The organism is Acinetobacter sp. GFQ9D191M (assembly GCF_011174875.1).
Lineage (GTDB): Bacteria > Pseudomonadota > Gammaproteobacteria > Pseudomonadales > Moraxellaceae > Acinetobacter.
Genome location: NZ_JAALGV010000002.1, coordinates 23,068 through 48,172, shown reverse-complemented (window position 1 = coordinate 48,172; position 25,105 = coordinate 23,068). Strand labels below are relative to the sequence as shown.

At 44.2% G+C, this 25,105-nt stretch carries 25 protein-coding genes, 2 tRNA genes and 1 other RNA gene; 14 read left to right on the top strand and 14 right to left on the bottom strand.

Annotated features, from left to right (window positions below; genetic code table 11):
- Positions 1 to 14: 14 nt before the first annotated feature.
- Both ftsH and rlmE read right to left on the bottom strand, forming a co-directional pair.
- Complete coding sequence (ftsH, locus tag G5T77_RS00635; protein WP_034170205.1) at positions 15 to 1,904, bottom strand: ATP-dependent zinc metalloprotease FtsH; 1,890 nt, start codon at positions 1,902 to 1,904, stop codon at positions 15 to 17.
- A gap of 133 nt (positions 1,905 to 2,037) precedes the next feature.
- Positions 2,038 to 2,688: a 23S rRNA (uridine(2552)-2'-O)-methyltransferase RlmE gene (gene rlmE / locus G5T77_RS00630; RefSeq protein WP_004784794.1), complete on the bottom strand. Its 651-nt coding sequence runs from the start codon at positions 2,686 to 2,688 to the stop codon at positions 2,038 to 2,040.
- Between the two features lie 196 nt (positions 2,689 to 2,884).
- Here rlmE and yhbY point away from each other — a divergent pair, with 196 nt between their 5' ends.
- On the top strand, positions 2,885 to 3,208 hold the full coding sequence (gene yhbY, locus G5T77_RS00625; protein WP_004784797.1) for a ribosome assembly RNA-binding protein YhbY: 324 nt from the start codon (positions 2,885 to 2,887) through the stop codon (positions 3,206 to 3,208).
- An 11-nt stretch (positions 3,209 to 3,219) separates the two neighbouring features.
- Positions 3,220 to 3,759 (top strand): DOMON-like domain-containing protein, encoded by a 540-nt coding sequence (locus G5T77_RS00620; RefSeq protein WP_166137822.1) that lies wholly within the window; start codon positions 3,220 to 3,222, stop codon positions 3,757 to 3,759.
- Positions 3,760 to 4,035: 276 nt separating this feature from the next.
- On the opposite strand, the gene G5T77_RS00615 is transcribed toward G5T77_RS00620, so the two are convergent.
- Both G5T77_RS00615 and G5T77_RS00610 read right to left on the bottom strand, forming a co-directional pair.
- On the bottom strand, positions 4,036 to 4,260 hold the full coding sequence (locus tag G5T77_RS00615) for a hypothetical protein (protein ID WP_159123475.1): 225 nt from the start codon (positions 4,258 to 4,260) through the stop codon (positions 4,036 to 4,038).
- Between the two features lie 102 nt (positions 4,261 to 4,362).
- Positions 4,363 to 4,851 (bottom strand): hypothetical protein, encoded by a 489-nt coding sequence (locus tag G5T77_RS00610; protein ID WP_004784804.1) that lies wholly within the window; start codon positions 4,849 to 4,851, stop codon positions 4,363 to 4,365.
- Between the two features lie 310 nt (positions 4,852 to 5,161).
- Here G5T77_RS00610 and carA point away from each other — a divergent pair, with 310 nt between their 5' ends.
- The 3 genes from carA (at position 5,162) to greA (ending at position 10,107) form a co-directional block, all read left to right on the top strand.
- Positions 5,162 to 6,301 (top strand): glutamine-hydrolyzing carbamoyl-phosphate synthase small subunit, encoded by a 1,140-nt coding sequence (carA, locus tag G5T77_RS00605; RefSeq protein ID WP_005236823.1) that lies wholly within the window; start codon positions 5,162 to 5,164, stop codon positions 6,299 to 6,301.
- A gap of 13 nt (positions 6,302 to 6,314) precedes the next feature.
- A complete protein-coding gene (gene carB, locus G5T77_RS00600; RefSeq protein WP_159123473.1) occupies positions 6,315 to 9,545 on the top strand; it encodes a carbamoyl-phosphate synthase large subunit in 3,231 nt (1,076 codons plus the stop codon).
- 85 nt (positions 9,546 to 9,630) lie between these two features.
- Complete coding sequence (gene greA, locus G5T77_RS00595) at positions 9,631 to 10,107, top strand: transcription elongation factor GreA (RefSeq protein ID WP_005236827.1); 477 nt, start codon at positions 9,631 to 9,633, stop codon at positions 10,105 to 10,107.
- 77 nt (positions 10,108 to 10,184) lie between these two features.
- Here greA and G5T77_RS00590 read toward each other — a convergent pair whose 3' ends face one another.
- Complete coding sequence (locus G5T77_RS00590; RefSeq protein ID WP_166137825.1) at positions 10,185 to 10,766, bottom strand: TetR/AcrR family transcriptional regulator; 582 nt, start codon at positions 10,764 to 10,766, stop codon at positions 10,185 to 10,187.
- Positions 10,767 to 10,903: 137 nt separating this feature from the next.
- Between G5T77_RS00590 and G5T77_RS00585 the strand changes: the two genes are divergently transcribed.
- Together G5T77_RS00585 and G5T77_RS00580 are read left to right on the top strand one after the other, a co-directional pair.
- Positions 10,904 to 11,308 carry a RidA family protein gene (locus G5T77_RS00585; protein WP_166137828.1) on the top strand — a complete coding sequence of 135 codons (405 nt, stop codon included), beginning with the start codon at positions 10,904 to 10,906 and terminating at the stop codon, positions 11,306 to 11,308.
- A gap of 100 nt (positions 11,309 to 11,408) precedes the next feature.
- A complete protein-coding gene (locus G5T77_RS00580) occupies positions 11,409 to 12,035 on the top strand; it encodes a CatB-related O-acetyltransferase (protein ID WP_166137831.1) in 627 nt (208 codons plus the stop codon).
- Here G5T77_RS00580 and G5T77_RS00575 read toward each other — a convergent pair.
- The 5 genes from G5T77_RS00575 to coaD form a co-directional block, all read right to left on the bottom strand.
- Positions 12,019 to 12,810, bottom strand: a complete 792-nt coding sequence (locus G5T77_RS00575) for a hypothetical protein (protein ID WP_227607397.1) — start codon at positions 12,808 to 12,810, stop codon at positions 12,019 to 12,021. The genes G5T77_RS00580 and G5T77_RS00575 overlap by 17 nt on opposite strands.
- Positions 12,811 to 12,863: 53 nt before the next feature.
- Positions 12,864 to 12,940: transfer RNA gene (locus tag G5T77_RS00570), tRNA-Met, on the bottom strand.
- A 72-nt stretch (positions 12,941 to 13,012) separates the two neighbouring features.
- Positions 13,013 to 13,390, bottom strand: an RNA gene (gene rnpB / locus G5T77_RS00565) — RNase P RNA component class A.
- Positions 13,391 to 13,416: 26 nt separating this feature from the next.
- Positions 13,417 to 13,680, bottom strand: coding sequence for a YfhL family 4Fe-4S dicluster ferredoxin (locus G5T77_RS00560; protein WP_034581081.1), 264 nt, complete (start codon positions 13,678 to 13,680; stop codon positions 13,417 to 13,419).
- A gap of 1 nt (position 13,681) precedes the next feature.
- Entirely contained in the window at positions 13,682 to 14,173 is a 492-nt protein-coding gene (gene coaD / locus G5T77_RS00555) for a pantetheine-phosphate adenylyltransferase (RefSeq protein WP_004784820.1), read from the bottom strand.
- A gap of 138 nt (positions 14,174 to 14,311) precedes the next feature.
- Here coaD and smpB point away from each other — a divergent pair, with 138 nt between their 5' ends.
- Positions 14,312 to 14,788: an SsrA-binding protein SmpB gene (gene smpB / locus G5T77_RS00550; protein ID WP_004784822.1), complete on the top strand. Its 477-nt coding sequence runs from the start codon at positions 14,312 to 14,314 to the stop codon at positions 14,786 to 14,788.
- A 52-nt stretch (positions 14,789 to 14,840) separates the two neighbouring features.
- On the opposite strand, the gene G5T77_RS00545 is transcribed toward smpB, so the two are convergent.
- The 3 genes from G5T77_RS00545 to rluD are packed head-to-tail and all read right to left on the bottom strand — an operon-like array spanning position 14,841 to position 17,275.
- Positions 14,841 to 15,401: a flavodoxin family protein gene (locus tag G5T77_RS00545; protein WP_159123468.1), complete on the bottom strand. Its 561-nt coding sequence runs from the start codon at positions 15,399 to 15,401 to the stop codon at positions 14,841 to 14,843.
- Between the two features lie 40 nt (positions 15,402 to 15,441).
- Positions 15,442 to 16,182, bottom strand: coding sequence for a peptidoglycan editing factor PgeF (gene pgeF / locus G5T77_RS00540; RefSeq protein ID WP_166137834.1), 741 nt, complete (start codon positions 16,180 to 16,182; stop codon positions 15,442 to 15,444).
- A gap of 40 nt (positions 16,183 to 16,222) precedes the next feature.
- Positions 16,223 to 17,275 (bottom strand): 23S rRNA pseudouridine(1911/1915/1917) synthase RluD, encoded by a 1,053-nt coding sequence (gene rluD, locus G5T77_RS00535; protein WP_004784827.1) that lies wholly within the window; start codon positions 17,273 to 17,275, stop codon positions 16,223 to 16,225.
- A 71-nt stretch (positions 17,276 to 17,346) separates the two neighbouring features.
- Here rluD and G5T77_RS00530 point away from each other — a divergent pair, with 71 nt between their 5' ends.
- The gene (locus G5T77_RS00530; RefSeq protein WP_166137837.1) at positions 17,347 to 18,339 is read left to right on the top strand and encodes an outer membrane protein assembly factor BamD; all 993 of its coding nucleotides are present in this window, start codon (positions 17,347 to 17,349) and stop codon (positions 18,337 to 18,339) included.
- Positions 18,340 to 18,535: 196 nt separating this feature from the next.
- Positions 18,536 to 20,440 (top strand): CHC2 zinc finger domain-containing protein, encoded by a 1,905-nt coding sequence (locus G5T77_RS00525; protein WP_166137840.1) that lies wholly within the window; start codon positions 18,536 to 18,538, stop codon positions 20,438 to 20,440.
- Positions 20,441 to 20,510: 70 nt separating this feature from the next.
- Here the strand turns inward: G5T77_RS00525 and hemA are convergent, their stop codons facing one another.
- Positions 20,511 to 21,794 carry a glutamyl-tRNA reductase gene (gene hemA / locus G5T77_RS00520; RefSeq protein WP_159123463.1) on the bottom strand — a complete coding sequence of 428 codons (1,284 nt, stop codon included), beginning with the start codon at positions 21,792 to 21,794 and terminating at the stop codon, positions 20,511 to 20,513.
- Between the two features lie 78 nt (positions 21,795 to 21,872).
- Here hemA and G5T77_RS00515 point away from each other — a divergent pair, with 78 nt between their 5' ends.
- From G5T77_RS00515 to G5T77_RS00500, 4 genes are all read left to right on the top strand, one after another.
- A complete protein-coding gene (locus G5T77_RS00515) occupies positions 21,873 to 23,576 on the top strand; it encodes a tetratricopeptide repeat protein (protein WP_166137843.1) in 1,704 nt (567 codons plus the stop codon).
- Positions 23,577 to 23,592: 16 nt separating this feature from the next.
- Positions 23,593 to 24,171 (top strand): lipoprotein insertase outer membrane protein LolB, encoded by a 579-nt coding sequence (gene lolB, locus G5T77_RS00510; RefSeq protein WP_166137845.1) that lies wholly within the window; start codon positions 23,593 to 23,595, stop codon positions 24,169 to 24,171.
- Positions 24,172 to 24,192: 21 nt separating this feature from the next.
- Entirely contained in the window at positions 24,193 to 25,023 is an 831-nt protein-coding gene (gene ispE / locus G5T77_RS00505) for a 4-(cytidine 5'-diphospho)-2-C-methyl-D-erythritol kinase (protein WP_166137868.1), read from the top strand.
- Positions 25,022 to 25,096 (top strand) — tRNA-Gln (locus G5T77_RS00500). The genes ispE and G5T77_RS00500 overlap by 2 nt, the downstream gene beginning before the upstream one ends.
- Positions 25,097 to 25,105 lie beyond the last annotated feature (9 nt).

Genomic DNA, 25,105 nt, shown 5'->3' with positions numbered 1-25,105 from the left:
TTTTAATTGTTAACTTAGTTCGCTGGTAATGGCGGAGGAGTCATTGGACCATCAGTCGGTGTTACATCAATCACTGGATTGTCTGAAACATAAACTTTAGGTGGTTTTGGCTCACGACCTTCCATAATGTCACGAATCTGTTCACGATCAATTGTTTCCCACTCAAGCAGCGCTTTCACCATGGCATGGGCAATATCTTTGTTATTTTCAAGGATATCGCGTGCAACCTTGTATTGCTCATCAATGATGCGACGAACTTCCGCATCTACCTGTTGTTGGGTTGCCTCAGAAATCGTACGGGTACCAATGCTACCCATAAATGACTGTTGAGAGTCATCTTCATAGACCATGACGCCTAACTTGTCCGACATACCATATTTGGTCACCATTGCACGTGCCATTTTAGTTGCACGTTCAAAGTCATTCGAAGCACCAGTCGACATCTGGTTAATGAAGACTTCCTCTGCGATACGACCACCGAACAGGATTGAAAGTTCATTCAACATTTTGTCTTTATAATGGCTAGTCTGGTCAAATTCAGGCAACTGCCAGGTAACACCCAATGCCCAGCCACGCGGCATGATGGTAACTTTATGCACAGGGTCTGTACCTGGAAGCATTTCTGCCACAATCGCATGACCTGCTTCATGGTAAGCCGTAGCACGACGTTCTTCTTCACGAAGTACCATCGATTTACGTTCAGGACCCATGTACAGTTTGTCTTTCGCATCTTCAAAGTCATGCATATCGACTGTGTTCTTGTTACGACGGGCAGCAAATAATGCCGCTTCGTTTACAAGATTCGCCAACTGTGCACCTGAGAAGCCTGGCGTACCACGAGCAAGAACTTTGACATCTACACCAGTAGTAGAAGGAAGTTTCTTCAAGTGTACATTCAGGATTTGCTCACGACCTTTAATATCTGGCAGACCTACCATTACTTGACGATCGAAACGACCTGGACGAAGTAAGGCTTTATCCAGTACGTCAGCACGGTTAGTTGCTGCGATGACGATAATGCCTTCATTGCCTTCGAAACCGTCCATCTCTACCAACATCTGGTTCAGAGTCTGTTCACGTTCATCATGACCACCACCGGTACCTGAACCACGATGACGACCGACTGCATCAATCTCATCAATAAAGATGATACATGGCGCATGACGTTTTGCCTGTTCGAACATGTCACGTACACGTGATGCACCGACACCGACAAACATTTCAACGAAGTCAGAACCTGAGATACTAAAGAATGGAACTTTTGCTTCACCCGCAATGGCTTTAGCCAGCAGGGTTTTACCTGTACCTGGGGGACCTACCATCAGGACGCCCTTAGGAATAGTCGCACCCAGACGTTTGAATTTTGCAGGATCTTTCAGGAAGTCAACGATTTCAACCACTTCCTGTTTTGCTTCGTCACAACCCGCAACATCAGTAAATGTTACTTTGATCTGGTCTTCAGATAGCATTTTCGCTTTAGATTTACCAAAGCTCATTGGGCCATTTTTACCGCCTGCACCGCCACCCATGTTGCGCATAAAGAACATGAATAACAAAATGATTAGAAGCACAGGGAAACTTGCAATCAGCAATTGCATGAGCAAGCCTTGACGTTGAGGCGCTTCACCTTCAACGACCACATTATTTTTAATCAGGCTTGGCATCAGTTCTGGGTCTTGAACTGCCGGGCGAATGCTTTCAAACTCTGAACCGTTTGATTTTTCACCGCGAATTCTTTCGCCATCAATTGTAACTTGTTTAATTTGGCCAGCATTGACCGCGGCAACAAACTCCGAATAGTTCATTGTAGTCGGTTGATTGCGGTCACTGACGTTGCTGAAGATTAACACCAGCACACCCAGTATCACGAGCCACAATACGGCATTCTTAAAAAGATCGCTCAAAGCTTTATTTCCCATTCCAATCTAATTTGATCATGCCCTCGAAGGGTGACCTTAATCAATAAGCTGCAAATCAATTTGCAATAATGTAAAAACCTACAAAATGCACAATTTTTAACGTGTTGGCAAGTAAACTTTATTTCAAAGCCTTCTTGCGTCCCTGTCCGACCAGAAACACTTCTTTCGAACGGGCACGTGATGCAGCAGGTTTAATCGTCTTCAATACATCAAAACTGTTGACGACTTCTTTACGAAATTCATCAAAACCTGAACCCTGGAATACTTTCACTACAAACTGTCCTTTCGGACCAAGTACCTTGTTGGCAAAATCCAAAGCAAGTTCACATAAATAAATCTGACGTGGTTGATCTACAGCTCTATTACCTGATGTATTGGGGGCCATATCTGAAATTACAACGTCTACTGTGCGTCCGTTTAAAATATTTAACAATTTATCGAATACTTCTTGTTCACGGAAATCGCCCTGCAAGAAAGTCACATCAGGTAGCGCATCCATTTCCAAGATGTCTGATGCAATCACCAGACCTTTATCACCGACCAGTTTTCCGGCAATCTGGGACCAGCTTCCTGGGGCAGCACCCAAGTCCACTACAGTCATGCCGGGTTTGATAATGCCGTATTTTTCCTGAATTTCTAGCAACTTGTACGCAGCACGGGCACGATAACCTTCTTTTTGTGCTTTTTTCACATAAAAGTCATCAAGATGCTCTCTCATCCACGCACGACTACTTTTAGATAACTTTTGGTTGGTAATGCGTGTTGCCATAACTCTCTAAATAAAAAAAACTTCTAATGATTCATTGTACGGGAAAAACACATTTTTTGCAGTATACATGTGTATCTAAATCTGAGTATTCCGGTGTAATTTGCGATTATTTACAAGTGATTATTTCCTGAGAATTTACAGCGTTTGTTTTTCGCTTTTGCTATACTAAGCCGTTTTAAAAATCAGGTTATCTCTCATGGCGTCTTTATCTATTCAGGAACGTAAGCGTTTACGTCAAATTGGACATGCATTAAACCCAGTTGTAATGCTTGGTGACAAAGGCTTAACTGAATCTGTAGTTGAAGAGCTAAATCGTGCCCTTAATGATCACGAACTCATTAAAGTAAAAGTGGTGGCTGAAGACCGTGAAGCACGTGCAGCACTCATTGCTGAACTTTCAGAAACTACAGGTGCTGAAGTGGTACAAACTATTGGTAAAATTGCGCTGCTTTACAAGAAAGCTCCAAAGCAAAACCAGAAGTTATCCAATCTTGTCCGTTTTGCCCATCTTTCTAACTAAGTACAGGATTTATGGCCAGTTACGAACTCAGCGCATTTGATCGCCGTTTTCAGGCAATCTCATTGGTCGGTGCCATCGAACAGCAAAATCCATGCAGCTTGAATGTCGGATTTTGGTTGCGCGATCCCAACCAGTACGTGCTGTGGCCAGAAATGGTTACTGCACATCCCCGTCGTAATTTTTTGTGGGAACAGACCTGCTTTGAAATCTTTATCGGGGTTCAGGGTGAAGATTATTATCGTGAAATCAATCTCTCTCCTTCTCAGGCCTGGCAAGCCTATCAGTTTGAGGAATATCGCTATCCGGAAGATATACCGCCACCTGCTGCATACGATATCGAACTGAATCAGCTTAAACGTACCCATTATGGTCTGAATGTCAGTCTGGATCTGACCGAGTTTATGGTTGAGCATAAACTTAAATGGGCAGACCTGTTTATTGGTCTGACAGCAGTATTAAAAACCTCACAAGGTGATCAATACTTTGCGATGCAGCACAGCAGCCCAGAAGCAGACTTCCACAATAAACGGGATTGGCTGCATGTCTTTTAATGCAGATTAAAAGCATTTGCCGGATAACAAAGATATTAAAAAACGTGAGCATTAAAGTCTCACGTTTTTTTATGGGCTTTTCCGGCTCATCCGCTCAAAGTTCGCTGTTATAGCTTGAAGAAAATATTTTTCTGTATTTTCTCTACGTAGATTCAGGTCAATATTAAATTGAAATAATTAGCCTGCTCTCAACACTTAGGGCTGGCTATTTTGATAATGATTTAAACGTTATTTAAGCTGATAGACTAAGAGTTCATTTTAATTGTTTTCGACATTTTAGTGATGTAAGCGGTAATTGTCCTGCACTGATTTTACCGCGGCATAAAAAATTACAGTTAACGTGAAGATGATCAGGATAATCGTTCCAAAAGTTAGTCCAAAGAATCCCAGACATAACATCATCACACCGAGATAAAGTGCACGCATCAACCAACTTTCCAGATTAAGCATCATAATCAGCGTCAGTAAACAAAGTACACCTACAAAATAATGCTGCTGCATCGTGACCCCCTTTCATTATTATTGTGAGTCCGTTTTGCCTCAAAAAGATAAAGGAGAACGTATCCAGTTCTCCTTTCATGCAATTTAAATCAGCGGCTTCCCTTAACTCTTCAGCTCAGGGCTTTTTTCTGAACTTTCAGCTTTTACCATGGGTTTGACCTTTTTTAGAACTTCAATGGTACTGTCTTTTGAGCGCTTGAATGTACCAGTCAGATGCTCTTTATGTTTGGTCGAGATCTGGCTGACATCTTCTTTCAGTTCCTTACCCATATTGGATAAGTCTTCAATGACTGCAGTAAATTCGGTTTTGATAAAGCTGGTTAATTCAGTCAGTTCTTTTTGCGAACCAAATAACTGCTCTTTCAAAGTATCGATCCGTTGCAACAGATCCTGTTTCAACTGACGTAACTGCTCCTGCACAGTATCACCCAGCTGTTTCGCTTCGACTTCAAGTTTCTCTTTGCTTTCTTCGATGGTTTCCACCACCTGTTCTTTGGCTTCAGCTGCTACTTTTTCAAGCTGTTCAGTCGTTTCTGAAACCACGGTATTGATCTTTTTCTTGGATTGGGAAGATTTCGCTGCTGTAGTCATGTGTCTTATTCCTATAGTTATATTACGACTCATCCATATTAGTAGTTTTGATAAAAATTAAGATTTGATTTGTTAGACAATTCTTAATTGCTTACATTTTTTTACGTTGTTCGTAAAACAGACTTTCAAGCAAAAAGCAAGCCATTTATCTCATACTTTTGCTGTAAAGCTATTGGACTTGGGGGGTGGTTCTGCGTATAATGCCGTGTTAAGTTCAAGCGAGCAGACATAGGAGGGTAGGTTTAAAAATTAACCTTCCTTTTTTTTCGTCTACTCGCTTTTTTACAGCCTAAATTTCAGGAGCTTTGGTTTGAGCACCCCAGCAATTTTAGCCCTTGCCGACGGAACTATCTTTAAAGGTACTTCAATTGGCGCATCGGGTTGTACGACTGGTGAAGTCGTTTTCAACACTGCCATGACTGGCTATCAAGAAATTTTGACTGATCCTAGTTATGCACAGCAGCTTGTAACGCTAACTTACCCACATATCGGTAACACAGGTTGCAACGAAGAAGACGCTGAATCAGGTCGTATTCATAAAGTATGGGCAAACGGTTTAATTATCCGTGACCTTCCTTTACTACATAGTAACTTCCGTGCGAATCAATCACTCGGTGATTATTTAAAACAGCACAATGTAGTTGCCATTGCTGACATCGACACGCGACGATTAACTCGAATTTTGCGTGATAAAGGTGCACAAAACGGTTGTATCCTTGCGGGTGAAAACATCACTGAAGAAGAAGCAGTCGAAAAAGCACGTGCATTCGGTGGTTTAAGTGGTTTAGACCTTGCGAAAGAATGCTGTGATCCGACCGGTTTCGAATGGACTGAAGGCTCATGGGCACTTGGCAAAGGCTTTACTCAACCTGAACTTAAATTCCATGTGGTTGCATACGACTACGGTGTCAAAACCAACATCTTGCGTATGCTCGCAGACCGCGGCTGTAAATTGACTGTGGTGCCTGCACAAACTCCTGCTGAAAAAGTACTTGCGTTAAATCCAGATGGCGTATTCCTGTCAAATGGTCCTGGCGATCCAGCTGCATGTGACTACGCAATTGAAGCTGTAAAAACAATTGTTGAAACAACTGAAATTCCAGTATTTGGTATCTGCTTAGGTCACCAGATTCTTGCTCTTGCATCGGGTGCTAAAACGGTAAAAATGCCGCACGGTCACCATGGCGCTAACCATCCTGTACAGAACATCGAAACTGGTACAGTGATGATTACTTCTCAAAACCACGGCTTCGCAGTGGATGAAAGCACCTTGCCTGCGGTATTGCGTGTGACTCATCGCTCACTGTTTGATGGTACAAACCAAGGTATCCATCGTACAGACAAACCTGCGTTCAGCTTCCAGGGTCACCCTGAAGCAAGCCCTGGTCCACATGACTGCGCACCATTGTTCGATCATTTCATCGAACTTATCGAAGCATCTAAGAAGTAATTAAGGAAGCATCATGGCTAAACGTACTGACATTAAAAGCATCTTGATCATTGGTGCTGGTCCGATCGTCATCGGTCAAGCATGTGAGTTTGACTACTCAGGTGCTCAAGCATGTAAAGCGCTTCGTGAAGAAGGCTACCGCGTTATTCTGGTGAACTCTAACCCAGCGACCATTATGACCGACCCTGCAATGGCAGATGCGACGTATATCGAACCGATTACCTGGCAGACTGTTGCAGCAATTATTGAAAAAGAACGTCCAGATGCTGTGCTTCCAACGATGGGTGGCCAGACTGCACTGAACTGTGCCCTTGCACTGGATGCCAACGGTATTCTTGAAAAATACAACGTTGAACTGATCGGCGCGACCAAAGAAGCGATCGAAAAAGCAGAAGACCGTAAACTGTTTGACGAAGCAATGCGTAAAATTGGTCTGGAATGTCCAAAAGCAGCTATTGCTGAATCTATGGAAGAAGCACTTGAGATTCAAGCGCGCTTCGGTTTCCCTGTGATTATCCGTCCATCATTTACGATGGGTGGTTCAGGCGGTGGTATTGCTTACAACCGTGAAGAATTCCTGGAAATCTGTGAACGCGGTTTCGACCTCTCTCCTACTCACCAATTATTGATCGATGAATCATTGATTGGCTGGAAAGAGTACGAGATGGAAGTTGTTCGTGACAAAAACGACAACTGTATCATTGTATGTGCGATCGAAAACTTTGACCCAATGGGCGTACACACCGGTGACTCGATCACTGTTGCGCCTGCACAAACACTGACTGATAAAGAATACCAGTTGATGCGTAATGCATCTTTAGCAGTTCTTCGTGAAATCGGTGTTGAAACGGGTGGTTCTAACGTTCAGTTCGGTATTAACCCGAAAGATGGTCGTATGGTAATCATCGAGATGAACCCACGTGTATCGCGTTCATCTGCACTGGCATCTAAAGCGACTGGTTTCCCGATTGCGAAAATCGCAGCGAAACTGGCTGTTGGTTATACCCTTGATGAGCTGAAAAACGACATCACTGGCGGTACAACTCCAGCATCGTTCGAACCAGCAATTGACTACGTTGTTACCAAGATTCCACGTTTCAACTTCGAAAAATTCCCGCAAGCTGATGCGACACTAACTACACAGATGAAATCTGTAGGTGAAGTGATGGCGATCGGCCGTAACTTCCAGGAGTCTGTGAACAAAGCACTTCGCGGTCTTGAAGTTGGCGCAACTGGTTTTGATGAAAAAATCGAAGTGGGTACTGAAGGTGCGCGCGAGAAGATTCTTCAAGAACTTAAAGTTCCAGGTCCAGAACGTATCTGGTATGTGGCTGATGCATTCCGTCACGGTTTCACGCTTGATGAAGTATTTGCGGCAACCAATATTGACCGCTGGTTCCTGATCCAGATCGAAGACATCGTTAAAACTGAAGAACAAATCAAATCTTTAGGTTTTGGTGATCTTAACGCTGACAATATCCGTTCATTTAAACGTAAAGGTTTATCTGACCACCGTATTGCCAACCTGATGGGTATTTCACAAAAACAATTCCGTAAGCACCGTTGGAATCTGGGCGTAACTCCAGTCTACAAACGTGTGGATACATGTGCAGCAGAGTTTGAATCTGATACAGCGTACATGTACTCAACTTACGATGAAGAGTGTGAATCTAATCCGTCTAACCGTGACAAGATCATGGTGATTGGTGGCGGTCCTAACCGTATTGGTCAAGGTATCGAATTCGATTACTGCTGTGTACATGCTGCCCTGGCAATGCGTGATGACGGTTATGAAACCATCATGGTGAACTGTAACCCTGAAACGGTTTCAACTGACTATGACACGTCTGATCGTCTGTACTTCGAACCGATTACACTTGAAGACGTTCTTGAAATCGTACGTACTGAAAAGCCGAAAGGTATTATCGTTCAGTACGGCGGTCAGACTCCACTGAAACTGGCTCGTGCTTTGGAAGAAGCTGGTGCGCCAATTATCGGTACATCTCCAGATGCGATTGACCGTGCAGAAGACCGTGAACGTTTCCAACAAATGATTCAACGTCTGCAACTTCGTCAACCTAATAACAGCATCGTAAAATCTGCTGAAGAAGGTATGGCAGAAGCAGCTAAAGTGGGTTATCCACTGGTTGTACGTCCTTCTTACGTCCTTGGTGGTCGTGCGATGGAAATCGTGTATAACGACGAAGAATTAAAACGCTACTTACGTGATGCTGTACAAGCATCGAATGAAGCGCCTGTTCTTCTGGATCACTTCCTTGATGATGCGATTGAAGTTGACGTGGACTGCGTATCTGACGGTAAAGACGTGGTGATCGGCGGTATTATGCAGCACATTGAACAAGCCGGTATTCACTCTGGTGACTCTGCATGTTCGATTCCTCCATATTCATTGTCTGAAGACGTGCAAAACGAAATGCGTCGTCAAACCATCGCTATGGCTAAAGAGCTTGGCGTTGTAGGCTTGATGAACGTTCAGTTTGCGGTGAAAGGCGATGACGTTTACATTTTGGAAGTGAACCCTCGTGCTTCTCGTACGGTTCCGTTCGTTTCTAAATGTATCGGTGAATCTTTAGCAAAAGTAGCTGCACGTTGTATGGCTGGCCAATCTCTTGAGTCTCAAGGCTTTACCAAAGAGATTATCCCTGCTCACTTCTCTGTGAAAGAAGCAGTATTCCCATTCAACAAATTCCCTGGTGTTGACCCGATCCTTGGCCCTGAAATGAAATCAACAGGCGAAGTAATGGGCGTTGGTAAAACATTTGGTGAAGCGTTCTACAAAGCTGTTCTAGGCTCTAACGATCGTTTACCAGGTCTGCCAACTGAAGGCGAAGTGAAACATGCATTCATCTCTGTACGTGATTCTGATAAACCACGTGCGGTAGGTATTGCGAAGCAGCTTGCTGACTTTGGCTTCAAGATTCTTGCGACTGGCGGCACATACGATGTAATTAAAGCTGCAGGTATTGAATGTGAACGTGTAAATAAAGTAACCGAAGGCCGTCCAAACATTGTAGACCGCTTGAAAAATGGTGAAATTCACCTCATTATCAATACCACTGAGGGTAAACAAGCTCAGCAGGATTCATTCTCGATCCGTCGCTCTGCGCTTCAAGGTAAGGTATACCATACCACTACCCTGAATGGTGCTGATGCTGTATGCCAAGCTTTAGCAATTAAATTGCCAATGGATGTATATCGTTTGCAAGATTTAACAGTAGGTTAATTCGTTACTGAGAAGTCCCGTCACCTTCTCGGTGGCGGGCTTTTTTTCATTTATAGACTTTCATTTTTATTACTGAGGGACAACTATGCAACGTTATCCTATGACTCCCGAAGGCAAACTTGCCTTAGAGAAAGAATTACACCAACTGAAAACTGTGGATCGTCCACGTATTACTGCAGCGATTGCAGAGGCACGTGAGCATGGGGATTTAAAAGAAAACGCGGAATATCATGCTGCGCGTGAGCAGCAAGGTTTCTGTGAAGGCCGTATTCAGGACATCGAAGGTAAACTGGGCGCTTGCCAGGTGATTGATGTTAAAGAACTGGAGCAAAACGGTCGTGTAGTTTTTGGTGTCACTGTGACTATTGAGAATCTAGACACTGAAGAACGCAAAACTTACAAAATCGTGGGTGATGATGAAGCAGACTTTAAGATCAACAAGATCTCTGTGAACTCTCCGATCGCGCGTGGCCTGCTGGGTAAAAACGAAGGCGACGATGTGAAAATCGTGACACCACAAGGTGAAGTCGAATACGAAATTGTAAGCGTTGAATATATCTAATTTTTAACTAGATATTTTAGGCTGTAAGACCCCTCAGATGAGGGGTTTTTTATTGAGCCTAGAAATTCCCATCGATTTTATTTTAAGAAGCCAGATGCCAAGGCTTCAAATGCCTGTAAAGCCTGAGGTAAGACCTGTGCAGGATCCTCACTAGAAGCGACCCATAGTGCTGCATTCATTGCTGCACCATTGAGCAAGACTGCCGCAGCAAGTGCATCAACTGGTTTTAATCTACCTTCAACCATTAACTGTTCTACGCATTCACGTGTCGACTGCAGGCATTTATTTTGACTTGGCCAATGTGCGGGGTCCCCTAATACTGCCGGACCATCACGTAGCACAACCCGTTGGAACTCAGCATTTAAAGCATGTTCGATATAGGTACGCCCTTCAAGCATCAATCCCTCCCATAGATCATCAGGCTGCTCCAGATGTTGCCCGGCATATTCAGCCATTTCTGAATCAATCTGATCGACCACGGCAGCAAATAAGCCCTTTTTATCACCAAAATGATGGTATAGCGCACCCCGGGTTAGCCCTGCTTCTGCCGTGAGCTTATCCATGGAAGTGTCCGCATAACCGTATTCAGCAAATGCACGACGTGCGACTTCTATGAGTTTTTTGCGGGTTTCCGCCATTTTTTGTTCACGTACAGACATATATTGTTTCCATCAGTATTGTGAAAATTTTAATTGACATACGCATCGTATGTCAATTATGTTTACATACGTTACGTATGTGAAAATTTAAACAGCTTTCTAAAATACGTATAAATTAAAATTGAGCGAGAATTATCATGACTAGAACTGCAATATTTCCCCAAAATCGCCATGCTTTGTATGAACAGCATGATTATTCTGCCGCAATCAAATCAGAAGATTTATTATTTGTTTCTGGTCAGGTTGGTAGCCGTGAAGATGGCAGTCCTGAACCTGACTTTGAGAAACAGGTAGAACGAGCTTTTGAAAACTTGGCTGCTACATTGGCAGCGGCTGGTTGTACTTTCGATGATATTGTCGACGTCACGACCTTTCACACCAATCCTGAACAGCAATTTGAAAGCATTATGAAAGTTAAAAACCAGATTTTTACGCAAAAGCCCTATCCGAACTGGACAGCTGTGGGCGTGACCTGGCTGGCAGGTTTTGACTTCGAAATCAAAGTCATTACGCGTATCCCTCAATCCGCTAAGACCATGTAAAACTTAACCCTGCAATCAGGTCTGTTATTGAATGGGATTGTTCTCCAGCTTGAAGATCAATTCGCTATAATGACGCATTAATTGTTATTGAATCCTAGTTATGGCTGAAAAGTTGATTAATTCCCCTGTGAACCATTGGTGTGAGTTCGAATTCCTCTCCAAAACGGTGAAGAATCCAAATATTCATATTAAGGGCAATTACAGTTATTACTCAGCCTATTGGGATCAAGGTTTTGAGCGTTGTGTGGTGCGTTATCTGCATGATAAGCCAGCTACACCAGAGAAGCCGATTGACCAGCTTTATATCGGGAATTTCGTCTGTTTTGGCGCAGAATGCGTAATTATGATGGGTGGTAACCAGTTACACCGAACAGACTGGATTTCTGCGTTTCCATTCGATACACGTAGTTTTGTGCCTGCAGGTGATACAGTCATTGGAGATGGCTGTTGGATTGGCTCACGTGCCATGATTATGCAAGGTGTAAAGCTCGGTGAAGGTGCTGTGGTGGCAACAGGTGCTGTCGTCACAAAAGACGTTCCACCTTATGCGATTGTAGGTGGCGTGCCTGCGAAAATTATTAAATATCGCTTCCCTGAAGAAGATATTAAGAAACTACTTTCTCTAAAGCTCTATGACTTAGATGAAAAGCAGTTTTTAAAAATGCGTGAGCAGTTGCAAACGGATGATGTTAGATCACTGCTACATGCCTTTACTGCGCTTGAATAAAAGGGATTAACGCCAAACTCCGCTGTTTATATTCGTCGATTTTATTATTCTTAAGCCAGTTTATATTCAAATAACTTAAACGCCATTCATAATAAGCCAATCCTACATCTCTATAGCTGATCTTAAGTACGGTCTCCTTCTGATCATCACAATAATTATTCTTTTTATCTTTCATATCTTTGTAGCAGGAAAGTCGATTCTGGTATTCGTAAAAAGGTAAATGCTCGAAGACCAGTTTTGTCTTTCCTTTTGGAAGTAATTGAATAAACTGTGCATTCTGTTCACCTGCATCATTTGAAACCCAGCCATGAATTAAGGCAATAGCATAACTATGCCGATAGAGTGGGTATAAGGCAGGATATATAAATTCTATACCACTCTTATCCTCTTCAAGCGCATAAACCTGTTGATACCTGGTTAGATCCCAATAATCAACGATTTGATACTTTCCAAGATGTTTTGAAAGCTGAATCATTTGTAAATTTTCATTAATTAAATAATATTTTTCAGCTTCAGCAATTTTAACTACCCAAAGTTTTGCACCACTCTCATCACAACTAAGTTTTATTTTCTGACAAATTGATCGTATTTCTGCTTTGGAAATACTTTTTTCTTTAAAAGGAAGTGACTTAATTGAATCTGCAGCAAAAACAGGTAAAGCAATAAAGAAAATCAGAGTTGATAGCATTAAATTTTTAATCATCATACATATTCTTGTTATTTGTTTTATTTTAACTATTGTAAGGCTTTTTAGATTTTTAACCAATGAAGCCACAAAACATTAGCCATAAAAAAAACCCACTCAATCGGAGTGGGTTTTTCAGAATATGGTGGCTATGACGAGACTTGAACTTGTGACCCCCGCATTATGAGTGCGGTGCTCTAACCAACTGAGCTACATAGCCTTAAACTGTGCGCGCATTATGGGATTTTCTGTAAATCACGTCAACCCCATATTGTGCTGTTTGATCAAAATTTGTTGAAGTGAGCCGATAAGCCGGGTTCTGTCGAGAACGATCATTCCTCTAGGCGTACAATCACTCATACGCTCAAGCGACCTACCCGGATCCAGCATGGGCCATGCCTAAAGGATCCCTATTTGGTCTTGCTTCCGGTGGGGTTTACCATGCCATGAACTGTTACCAGCCATGCGGTGCGCTCTTACCGCACCCTTTCACCCTTACCTCCGATTCCGATTGCTCAGAACCATAATGAAGGCGGTCTACTCTCTGCTGCACTTTCCGTCGGCTCACGCCGCCCAGGCGTTACCTGGCACCTTGCCCTATGAAGCCCGGACTTTCCTCCCCTGCTTCAATCACGGAGATCTCCACAGCAGCGATCGTCTGGCTCACTTCGAGCCGCATAGTACCAAATCTGGCGACTAATTGCTTGATGTTTTTTGAGCAGTCAGTTTTTCATACTTGGCCTGAAGCTCCTCACGGGTCTCGGCATGGTTCGGATCAAGCGGGATACAGTCCACAGGACAAAATAACTGGCACTGTGGTTTGTCGTGATGTCCGACGCATTCTGTACATAAGTCCGGGTTAATTTCATAGATGACGTCACCCATAAAAATTGCCTCATTCGGACAGACAGGTTCACAGACATCACAATTGATACATTCATCGGTGATATATAAAGACACTCTACCAACCTTGCTGAAGTTTACGCTCGAAGGCTTCAACCACGTTTGGCGGAACAAACTTGGTCACATCACCTCTTAAACGAGCAATTTCACGCACCAATGTGGATGAAATAAAAGAATATTGCTCTGAAGGGGTTAAAAATACCGCTTCAAAATGAGAATCCAGTTGACGGTTCATGTTGGCCAGCTGGAATTCATACTCAAAATCGGACACTGCACGTAAACCACGTAATACCGCTGTAGCATTCTGCTCGCGGAAGAAGTTCACCAGCAGGCCATCAAATCCTACAAATTCAACATTGTTCAAATGGCTTAATGACGTTTGGGCCAGTTCAACTCGTTCTTCCAGACTAAATACCGGGTTTTTGTGATGTCCGATTGCAATTGCAACTACAACTTCATCAAACATCTTTGCTGCGCGGGTCACCAAATCAATATGGCCATTGGTGATCGGATCAAAAGTTCCCGGATAAATTACACGAGTTTTAGTCATCCATTTGTACTCTGTTTATTGTGTAAGTTTCCATTTTAACAAAATCTTCATTTTTTAGTGAAGAAACTCCATCAATTTAAACACTTCAACTCAATAAAAGTTACGGTACAATAGCTACAACTTTGGAAGTGTCTGATTATGGCGAAAGCAACTGTAGTTAAAAAAAATAACGGCGGAACGATTGCTCTGAACAAACGTGCCCGTCACGATTATTTTATTGAAGAAAAATTTGAAGCTGGGCTTTCCTTGCAAGGCTGGGAAGTAAAATCCCTGCGTGCCGGTCGTATGAGTATTGTGGAGAGCTATATCACCTTTAAAAATGGTGAGGCGTTCCTGTTCGGCGCACAGATTCAGCCTTTACTGAGTGCATCTACCCATGTTGTCCCTGAAGCAACGCGTACCCGTAAACTGCTGCTGAAACGCCGTGAAATTGAAAAACTCATGGGCGCGATCAACCAGAAAGGTTATTCCTGTGTACCACTGGCCTGTTACTGGAAAGGCCCGCATGCCAAGCTGGAAATTGCGTTGGTAAAAGGTAAACAGTTACACGACAAACGTGCATCTGAAAAAGACCGTGACTGGCAACGTGATAAAGCGCGTATTTTCCATAAATAATGCCAGCAATAAAAAAACCTCCAATTGATGGAGGTTTTTTTTATGGATCGAATTAGGCTTTCAGATTCAGACGGGCCAGTGTCAAGGCAATATATTCACCAAACCAGATCGCGGTTTGTAAATCCCCTTCCGGTGGTGTCACTTCAACAGGCGCATTATCAGATTGGGTCATGAGACCCAGAAAGCTCGACATACGATTCAGATCGGTAGTGGCACGACCTGTCGGCATTAACGGTAGACCTGACCACAACATGCCATGTTGCATCGCAAACAGATTAATCTGCTGCAAGACAGCCAGCTTGTCCCCACTTAAGCCACCACCATTGGTAAAGGCTGCTGCCAGCTTGCCTTGCCAGCTACGTGCCAGCCAGCGCTTGGACGACTGCTCCATAAATAACTTCATGGCAGAAGTCAGACTACCCATATAGGTCGGACAGCCAAATACAATTGCATCGGCAGCGTCCAACACCTCCCAATCCACCTGTTCCACATTCATCATATGCACCTGGACACCAGTTTTTTGTGCGCCTTCGGCAATGAAGTTTGCCACTTTAGCCGTGTGTCCATAAGGACTGTGATAAACAATCGCAACAGATTGGGAAGATAGGGACATAACAATCAAAAACCAAGAATTTCAATCAAGTTTAACATTTTCATGCCATAAACACGAATGTTGCCATGCGTCCGGTTTTGGCTTCACGGCGATAGGAAAAGTATTCATCCGCCTGACGATATGAACACTGATCGCCACCTAAAACAGTCTCAACACCCTGCTGCTGTAAGATGTAACGCGCAATCGCATACAGATCCGCATAGTATTTTCTGGCCTGTTCCCCTGCCTGAAATGCACTGTCCAGTTCAGGATATTTGGAACAGAAAGCTTCTTTTACTTCTGAGCCAATTTCAAAACAAGGCTGGCTGATCGCTGCACCGAGCCACGCCCAGGTAGGCTTGGATTGCATCGCGGCAATGGTATTTTCAACGATACCGCCTGCCAGCCCACGCCAACCCGCATGCAGATTGGCTACTTCAGTGCCTTCAGCATTACCCAGTACCACAGGTAAGCAGTCTGCCGTCATCATCATCAAGGCATGGGCCTTGCGCTGTGTCACCAGACCATCGCCGACCAATGCCTCGAAAGGCATCTGCTCATTGATGGTATGACAAATGGTGCTATGCGTCTGTGTCATCCAGGTAATTTTGTCCACACCAAAAGGCTGGAAGTCTTTCAATAGCTGGATGCGATGCTTCTGTACACGTGCAGCATCATCATTGACATGCAAAGCCAGGTTAAAGCCGGCCAGTTCTGGCTGGGCTGAAGGCTGTACCTGTTCATGATGAACACGGGTCTGACCCACATAAACGCCTTGAGGCAAACCTTGTACAAATTGCATGTCGCTTCCCTTTTTTTAATGACTGCTAATAGAATGAAAATTAATAGGCCTTGTTTTCGCTACGTAGCACTTCAACCAGATTGGCGAAGTCTTCTGGCCATGGCGCATTAAAGGTCATTTCTTCTTTGGTACGTGGATGCTTCAGACCTAGTGTCGCTGCATGCAGTGCCTGACGTTTAAAACCACGCAAGGTGTCATCCAGCAATTGCGAAGCACCGGCTGGCATACGCACACGTGGCATATAGACCTGATCACCGACCAGACCATAGCCCAGGTAACTAAAATGCACACGAATCTGGTGCGTACGACCGGTTTCCAGACGTGCCTGAATACGGGTGAAATGCTGGAAGCGTTCTTTCACATTGTAGTGCGTCACCGCTTCCTTACCGCCTGGCAGGACTGCCATTTTCACACGATCCACTGGATGACGTTTAATCGGTTCATCAATGGTACCGCCGGCAATGATGTTGCCATATACGATCAGGTCATACACACGGTAGACGGTCTTTTTCTCAAGCTGCTTGCTAAGCGCAAACTGCGCTTCCAGATTTTTAGCAACAACCAATAGACCACTGGTGTCTTTATCAATCCGGTGTACTAAACCTGCACGCGCCAGTTCAGAAGATTTCGGATAATGATGCAGCAAGGCATTGACCAGTGTACCAGTCATATTGCCTGCACCCGGATGTACCACCATGCCCACTGGTTTGTTAATGACAATGATGTCATCATCTTCATAGACGATATCCAGTGGAATATCTTCAGGTAGGCTACGAGTTTGTGCCTCCAGTTCAACGTTTAAAGTCAGTGTTTCAAAACCGTCACTTTTAAATTTCGGCTTAACTGGTTGACCATTCACTAATAAATTGCCGTCTTTGATCCATTGTTTGAGCTTTTCTCGAGAAAAATCGCTCCAGACCATGGCCGCAATCTGGTCGATACGTTGCCCGATATAACTTTCATCCAATTGAAATTGCAACGATAAACGTGTTGCAGTTGCGTCTGAAGTATGGTTATCTGCATCCTCAGAATCTTCAAGTAAATTGAAATCAGTATCAGGGATATTAGAATTGGAAGATTGTGCTTGACTCATTTGCTCATTCAGACAAAAGTGGTTTAATAGTGCAATTGTAGCTCATTGCCCGTATTAACAGAGGAATTTTTATGTCGCTACCACATTATAAAATGACAATGCTTGCTGTGACGTTAGGCATTGCATCGGCAATGGTAGGCTGTAGCAGTAATCCAAAAAAAGAAGTCGTGGACAAAGGTCCAGAATCTAGCGAACAGGTTTATATCCAAAAAGCACAGAACGCGCTAGATCGCAAACAATATACTGATGCAGCAAAACAGCTCGAAGCACTGGAAACCTATTATCCAACCAGCCAGTATGCACCGCAGGCGCAACTGGAACTGCTGTATGTCAAATTCCAGCAAAAAGATTATGAAGGTGCAGTGGCACTGGCAGAACGCTTTATCCGTCTGAATCCGCAACATCCAAATGTCGACTATGCTTACTATGTCCGTGGCGTAGCGAATATGGAGCAGAACTATAATGGCCTGCTGCGTTATACCTCACTAAAACAGTCACACCGTGATGTGAGCTACCTGAAAGTAGCTTACCAGAATTTTGTCGATTTCATTCGTCGCTATCCATCAAGCCCCTATGCAGTAGACGCTGCACAACGTATGAAGTTTATCGGTCAGGAACTGGCAGAAAGCGAAATGAATGCGGCCCGTTTCAATATCAAGCGTAAAGCATATTTGGCTGCTGTTGAACGTGGTTTATGGGTAATTGAACACTATCCACAAACGCCACAGATTCCAGAAGCGCTGGCAACCGTTGCTTACGGCTATGACAAGCTAGGTGACAAAGCCACAGCACAGCAATATATCGAAGTACTGAAACTAAACTATCCAGGTCTAGTGAATGCCGACGGTACCGTGAACCTGCGTGCAGCACGTAGTGAAGGCAGCTTCTTCAATCGTGCGACTTTGGGTATTTTCGGTAAAGAAGCCAAAACCGTGACCGATACGTCTAGCCAATCATCTGAAGACCAAGCAGAAAAACGCAGTCTGACCAATCGCATGACTTTTGGTTTACTCGATCGTCCTAAAACCACTGAAACTGAGCTGCCTGAACCGACTGCTGAATAAGCCGACTGTTACAGGTGCATTTTTACAAAGGGCAAGTTATCATACTTGCCCTTTTGCATTTTCTGAGCCATGCTTGAACAAATTGTGCAAACAGGTTATACCAATTAATTCATTTATAGCGTTGGATGAATCATCCTACTCTTAATTTTCAATGATTTAACACCTAAATAACGCAGCACGAGAAGCTTAGCAAACCATGGCCATTCCTCAGCATACGATTGATCAGATTCTCGATCGCACCGATATTGTCGATGTGATTGGTCAATACGTGAAACTAAAAAAAACTGGCCGTACTTATTCGGGCTGTTGCCCTTTCCATCAGGAAAAATCGCCTTCTTTTCACGTCTACCGTGACAAGCAGTATTTCCACTGCTTTGGCTGTCAGGCCAATGGTAATGCCATCCGCTTTTTAATGGATATTGGCAGCCGCAATTTCATTGAAGTGATGAAAGACCTGTCCAGCCAGACCGGAATTGAACTGCCTAAAGATAATAAAGATTCCAACCGCTTAAAATACAAACGCGAAGCCAAACCGAAACCGGTCACTGTACCACCAGCAAAAACTGCGGATACATCTATAAATCCAGCGCCTGAACAAAACGCTTATTTTGATCCATTTGCTGAAATTCAGGCACCTGAAGCTGAATTTTATACAGATGATCCTTTTGCCGCTTTTGAGCAAATGCCTGCAGCAGAAGCACAAGCAGATGGCAACTTATACGACCTGCTGGAAAATATCGCGCAGTTTTATGAGCGTCAGCTACCCAACAGTCCAAGTGCCCAGCAATATTTTAAACAGCGTGGTCTAACCGCAGAAACGATTGCCTACTGGCGACTCGGTTATGCACCGGAAGACTGGCAGCATCTGGAAAAAGCCTTCCCGCAGGATATTGAAGGTCTCAAACTTTTAGGTCTGATTCGTACCAGCGACAGTGGCCGGGATTTTAACCTACTCCGTGATCGTGTCATCTTCCCGATTCGGGATAGTAAAGGCCGTGTGGTCGGCTTTGGTGGTCGTGCACTGAATGACGAAATCAAACCGAAATACATCAACTCGCCCGATTCAGAAGTTTTCCATAAAAACCAGTTATTGTATGGGCTGTATGAAGGTCGCAAGCAGAAAGCTCAAGACTGGCTGATGGTGGAAGGCTATATGGATGTCATTGCCTTGCAGCAATATGGCATTCATGGTGCAGTAGCTACTTTGGGAACGGCCAGTAATACTGATCACCTAAATATTCTGTTCAAGCAGAATAACCGGATTACCATTGCTTTTGATGGTGATGCTGCCGGACAAAAAGCGGCACGCCGTACTCTGGAAATTGCTCTACCCTTACTGAACGATGGGCGTGAGTTAAAATTCTTTGTCCTGCCGAATGACCATGACCCAGACTCCCTGATTCGTCGTGAAGGCATTGAAAATTTCCGCCGTCTGCTGGATCAGGCACCGCTGCTCTCTGACTTTGTCTTTGCCCATCTCACCCAGAATCACGACATTGCAACGCCTGAAGGTAAAAGTCAGGTGATGGGAGAGCTACGTCAGCTAACCGAATTATTGCCAAAAGCTGGCTCATTCCGTTATCTACTACAGCAGTTCTTTCGGGAAAAACTCGGTTTTAGCCGCAAATGGCAACCCAAAGTCAATAATGACGCCTCTCTAAGCTTTAGCACCAAAATTGATGCCGAAGAATATGTCATTGCGATTCTGTTGAATCATCCTTATCTGTATATTCATTTTGAACCACTACGTGCACTGGTCAGTGAAGATCAATTGCTATTCAAGATTCTGAATATATTTAATGTGATTTTTGATGAATTGCCGGATGACCCGGAACTGTCAACTTATTATGTACTCGGTGCCTGTGCTGCACATCATCATGAGTTACAGCATATCCTGCAACATGCCAATGTCAGCGATTACACCTCTTCTCCTGAGCAGGCAGACAAACTGGCGGCAGACTTCTCAATCAAGCTGCAATATCAATGCTTACAACACAAATTAAAATCGAAAAAGTTTAGTAGCATCGCGGAGATGAAAAATCTCAAGATGCGGATTTATGAAATTGATAAAAAACGTTCCATGACCTTACTCGAAGATTAAAAACCAAGAAATAAAAAAGGCGTTTATTTTAAACGCCTTTTAAATATCGGAAAGTTATTCCAACATCATTTTAATGTTTAACCTTACGGCGATGCTGAACCACGTCCTGCAAACTGTTCTGTAGCATTTCAAAATAGCTTGGATCTTCAGCTTTGGCAGCTTCACGCAGCATGATTGAGGTCGGATGCAGAAGTTTTTGGGTCAAACGATGCGAAAATTCGGCCAATACTGTTTCAGCACTTTCACCTTTGGCAATACGTTGCATAGCAGTTGCCAGTTCTTCCTGACGTAAGCTTTCCCCATAATCCCGGTAAGCATGAATCGTACTACCCGCCTCACTCACCTTCTGCTGGGTGATCAACTCAGTCGCCAGTTGATTGACCATCACTTCCGCTTCGACCGCTGCCTGACGACGCTGCGCCAGGTTTTCATCAATCACGCTTTGCAGATCGTCCACGCCATAGAGATAAACTCCATCCAGCTTTTCAACTTTTGGATCAATATCACGCGGTACAGCCAGATCGACCAACAGCATTTGCTGGTAACGGCGCTTCTTTAAAGCAGCTTTGACATCCGGATAGTGAATGACTTGATGCAAACTACCGGTACAACTGGAAATCACATCTGCACGATGCAAGTTTGCTGCCAACTGATCAAAATCAATAATCTCGACTTCTGCACGGTGGGCAATTTCCTGCGCCAGATTCTCTGCACGAGCACGAGTTCGGTTACAGATAATGATTTTTCTGACGCCCATTTCTGCCAGATGTTTGGCCACCAGACTGTTCATTTCCCCGGCTGCCACGACCATTACAGTTAACTGCTCAGGCCGGCTAAATACTTGCAATGCTAATTGTGCAACTGCATAGCCCATCGATACTGCATGACTGCCGACTGCTGTTTCCGAGCGCACACGCTTGGCCGCATAAAAGGCATATTCAAAGATACGATTCAGGTTTTGCGAAACGGTTTTAGATTCTTTGGCAAGAGAGAGTGCGGTTTTGACCTGTCCCAGAATCTGCGGTTCACCAAGCATCAGGGAGTCGAGACCACTGGCGACACGCATCAGATGAGTGACGGCTTGCGCATTCTCATAGCGATAAACATGATTCTGTAATTGCTTGGGATCAATACCATTGGTCTGGGCGAGCCAGTTTAGCACCATGTCGACATTGTCCGACATCGCGTAAACTTCGGTCCGGTTACATGTAGACACCACCACCATATCATTCAGTACAGGGTGCTGGCTTTGCTCGGCAAGTAAAATGCTTAACTTTTCAGGGTTAAAAGCAATCTTTTCGCGCAGCTCTACAGAGGCAGTTTGATGGTTGACACCCAATGCAAAGAAAGACATATCAGGTCATCATTTCACTAAATTTATGCTATTGTGCAACATCGGTGTCATAAAAAGCATTACTTGGATAAAGAAAAATTGCGTCTAACAACTAGCCGTATAAACGGCCCTACCATTAAGCAATATTCTACCACATTCTTGCTGGTGGTTAGCATGGCTTCAACTGCTCATCTTTATGCAGCAGAAGCAGTTTACCATGCAAATCAAAATTATGATGCGATAAAACAAAGTATGATAGCCGAGTTCGCACTCGCCTATCGCGATATTCCAAACGCTTTACACAACTATACTGTGCTGGCCATTAAAAGCAATTCCACCGCGGTTAAACAGCGCGCACTCAATATCGCCCTCGAACATGAAGACCTGAATGCAGCGTTAGATATTTCTACCCACTGGGTCGTTCAAGAACCACAGGATGTGCCGGCATTATTCTATCTGGCGCATATTGCCTTAAAAGCGCATGAGTACGAACTGGCGGCAGAAACACTGGAAAAGATCCTGAAAATTGATGATAACGCCGATCTGGAAGAAATTCTGGCCGGGATTGCCCCGGATGAGCCGGATGACCGTGAATATTTAATTCAGGCTCTAAGTACTAGCAAAGCCAAAGACAATCCTTCGATTCTGGTGCTGGTCGCCGGTCTGGAAGCACAAAAAGGTCAGCTAGAACAGGCTCTCAATACCATCAACCGCGCCTTAAAAAAACGTCCAAAGTCGACTGGCTATATCCTGATGAAAGCCAATCTGTTGGCGGCATTGGGTGATGATGCGGAAACGCTGAAATGGTACGAGAAAGCCAGTCGCAAACATCGCAATAACATGGATATACGTCTGGCTGAGGTTAAATACCTGATCAAGCTAAATGAAGCTGAAAAGGCCTTACAGAAACTAGAAACGATCCTGAAAAAATCACCACAACACGAAGAAGCACTGTTTATTGCCGGTCTGACCAGTATTGACCTGCAGCAATATGAACGGGCCGAAAAATATCTGGTAGAGCTCCGTTATTCGGCTCAGTACCAGAATGAAGCTTATTACTATCTGGCAGTCAATGCAGAACGCAAACAGCATTATGAAACCGCCAAGGCGTATTACCGCCTGGTGGATGGCAGCCTGTATACGGTCTCACGACGCAATATCATTGCGATCTTTGCCGAGCAGGATAAACTGCATGATGCACTGCGCTTTCTGACTCAGGAACGGGTCAATTATCCGCAACATGCCAGTTTCCTGTATCTGGCTCAAGCGGATATTCTGAAACGCATGAACAATAAGAACGCAGCGATCCGAATTCTGGAAGAAGCCAGCAAAAACCTGCCGGATGATCCGGAACTGGTCTATGCTCAAGTTTTATTGCTAGATCCACATGAAGATCGTGATCAACTGGATCAGCTGTTAAAAACCCTGCTTAAAATCGAGCCGAATAGTCCAACCTATCTGAATGCTTATGCCTATACGCTGGCCCGTCAAAATCGCCGTCTGGATGAAGCACGGCGCTATGCTGAACAGGCACTGGAATACGCACCAGAACAGGCTTCTATTCTGGATACCTATGGCTATATCTGTTACTTGCAAAATGACTTTACCACGGCTGCCCAAGTCTTGCTTAAAGCCTATGAACTGAATCCAAGTGCAAAAATTGGCGTCCGTTATGCACGTTCGCTTTATATGAAAGGCGATCTACAACAATTCCATCAAGTGTTACAACAATTACAACAAAACCATCCAAATGACCCAGAATTAAACCAACTTAATTCGCTATTGTTAGCACCACAATCCTGAACGAGTCCATTCTTTTATGCGCAACATAAGTACTTTAGGCTGCTGTTTCATTGCTTCTACTGCCCTGTTCATGAGTGGTTGTCAGCAGATGGTGCAGCAAAAAGCGCCTGTCACGCCATCGGTACAGGCTGAAAACCAGTTCCAGCTGCAAGGTAAAATCGGGGTACGTACACCTCAGCAAAGCGGCAGTGCCTTTTTTACCTGGGTTCAGCAGCAGGAAGAATTTGATATTGAACTGACTGGTATCTTAGGTGCCGGAAAAACCCAGATTTCAGGTACTCCTGGCCAAGTGACTTTGAATAGTGCCAAAACCGGCCTGATCAAGGCAGCAACGGCAGAAGAACTATTGCAACGTGCAACCGGCTGGCAAGCCCCGATTAGTCATTTAGTTGATTGGGTACAGGCACGCCCCGCGACTCAATCTGCCCAGATCCAGAAAGACAGCTCACAGCGTATCAGCCAGATTATTGAACAAGGCTGGATGGTAGATCTGAGTTATAACCAGCAGGCAACTGTTCCAAACCGCTTGATTTTAAAGCAGTCGCTTGAGAATGGGGGTGAAAACCGTATTACAATGGTGATTCAAAACCGTTAACTGGTCTGATGCAAGCCTATGATGATTCGTGTTCCCTCACCTGCAAAACTGAACTTGTTTCTCCATATCACCGGTCGCCGTCCGGATGGTTATCACGAGCTGCAAAGTATCTTTCAGTTGATAGATTTGTGTGACTGGCTAGAGTTTGAGCAAACAGATGATCAGCAGATCCAGATTGAAGGTTTGTCCTCAGTCGATCTGGAACAGAATCTCATCTATCGTGCAGCGCAGATTTTGCAGCCTTATGCCAAAACGCCTTCTGGTCTGATCATTCGACTAGAGAAGAATATTCCCATGGGTGCAGGTCTTGGTGGTGGCTCATCCAATGCAGCAACGACCTTGATTGTGCTGAATCAGTTATGGCATTGTGGCTTAAATTCTGAGCAACTGGCAGAGCTCGGCGTCAAGCTGGGCGCGGATGTGCCTATTTTTGTTCATGGTCGCAATGCTTGGGCTGAAGGTATTGGTGAACACTTAACATTCATAGACTTAGATCAAAAACAGTTCATTGTGTTAAAACCTGACTGTTTTATCAGCACTCAACAGCTTTTTTCACAAAAAACGTTGACAAGAGACACGAAGCCCTCTAAATTTTGCGCCTATCAGATAAAGCCATCTGATTTCGGAAATAACTTTGAGCCAGTGGCACGAAGCCTATATCCAGAAGTCGATGAGGCAATGCAATATCTCGATCAATTCGGTGTTGCAAAGCTTACAGGTACAGGTGCTTGTGTTTTTATCGAAGTAACTGATGATATGAATGTGACCGACATTCTTGAGAATGCACCATGTAAATCTTACTTGGTGAACAGTCTACAAGAATCGCCATTACATCATTTCAAGGTTCAATAGGGGTATCGCCAAGTGGTAAGGCACCGGGTTTTGATCTCGGCATCCGTTGGTTCGAATCCAGCTACCCCTGCCATTATTCACC

Coding starts and splice junctions, on each gene's coding strand:
- rlmE (WP_004784794.1), bottom strand. CDS start 2,688: ATGGCAACACGCATTACCAACCAAAAGTTATCTAAAAGTAGTCGTGCG.
- yhbY (WP_004784797.1), top strand. CDS start 2,885: ATGGCGTCTTTATCTATTCAGGAACGTAAGCGTTTACGTCAAATTGGA.
- G5T77_RS00620 (WP_166137822.1), top strand. CDS start 3,220: ATGGCCAGTTACGAACTCAGCGCATTTGATCGCCGTTTTCAGGCAATC.
- G5T77_RS00615 (WP_159123475.1), bottom strand. CDS start 4,260: ATGCAGCAGCATTATTTTGTAGGTGTACTTTGTTTACTGACGCTGATT.
- G5T77_RS00610 (WP_004784804.1), bottom strand. CDS start 4,851: ATGACTACAGCAGCGAAATCTTCCCAATCCAAGAAAAAGATCAATACC.
- carB (WP_159123473.1), top strand. CDS start 6,315: ATGGCTAAACGTACTGACATTAAAAGCATCTTGATCATTGGTGCTGGT.
- greA (WP_005236827.1), top strand. CDS start 9,631: ATGCAACGTTATCCTATGACTCCCGAAGGCAAACTTGCCTTAGAGAAA.
- G5T77_RS00590 (WP_166137825.1), bottom strand. CDS start 10,766: ATGTCTGTACGTGAACAAAAAATGGCGGAAACCCGCAAAAAACTCATA.
- G5T77_RS00585 (WP_166137828.1), top strand. CDS start 10,904: ATGACTAGAACTGCAATATTTCCCCAAAATCGCCATGCTTTGTATGAA.
- G5T77_RS00580 (WP_166137831.1), top strand. CDS start 11,409: ATGGCTGAAAAGTTGATTAATTCCCCTGTGAACCATTGGTGTGAGTTC.
- coaD (WP_004784820.1), bottom strand. CDS start 14,173: ATGACTAAAACTCGTGTAATTTATCCGGGAACTTTTGATCCGATCACC.
- smpB (WP_004784822.1), top strand. CDS start 14,312: ATGGCGAAAGCAACTGTAGTTAAAAAAAATAACGGCGGAACGATTGCT.
- G5T77_RS00545 (WP_159123468.1), bottom strand. CDS start 15,401: ATGTCCCTATCTTCCCAATCTGTTGCGATTGTTTATCACAGTCCTTAT.
- pgeF (WP_166137834.1), bottom strand. CDS start 16,182: ATGCAATTTGTACAAGGTTTGCCTCAAGGCGTTTATGTGGGTCAGACC.
- rluD (WP_004784827.1), bottom strand. CDS start 17,275: ATGAGTCAAGCACAATCTTCCAATTCTAATATCCCTGATACTGATTTC.
- G5T77_RS00530 (WP_166137837.1), top strand. CDS start 17,347: ATGTCGCTACCACATTATAAAATGACAATGCTTGCTGTGACGTTAGGC.
- G5T77_RS00525 (WP_166137840.1), top strand. CDS start 18,536: ATGGCCATTCCTCAGCATACGATTGATCAGATTCTCGATCGCACCGAT.
- hemA (WP_159123463.1), bottom strand. CDS start 21,794: ATGTCTTTCTTTGCATTGGGTGTCAACCATCAAACTGCCTCTGTAGAG.
- lolB (WP_166137845.1), top strand. CDS start 23,593: ATGCGCAACATAAGTACTTTAGGCTGCTGTTTCATTGCTTCTACTGCC.
- ispE (WP_166137868.1), top strand. CDS start 24,193: ATGATTCGTGTTCCCTCACCTGCAAAACTGAACTTGTTTCTCCATATC.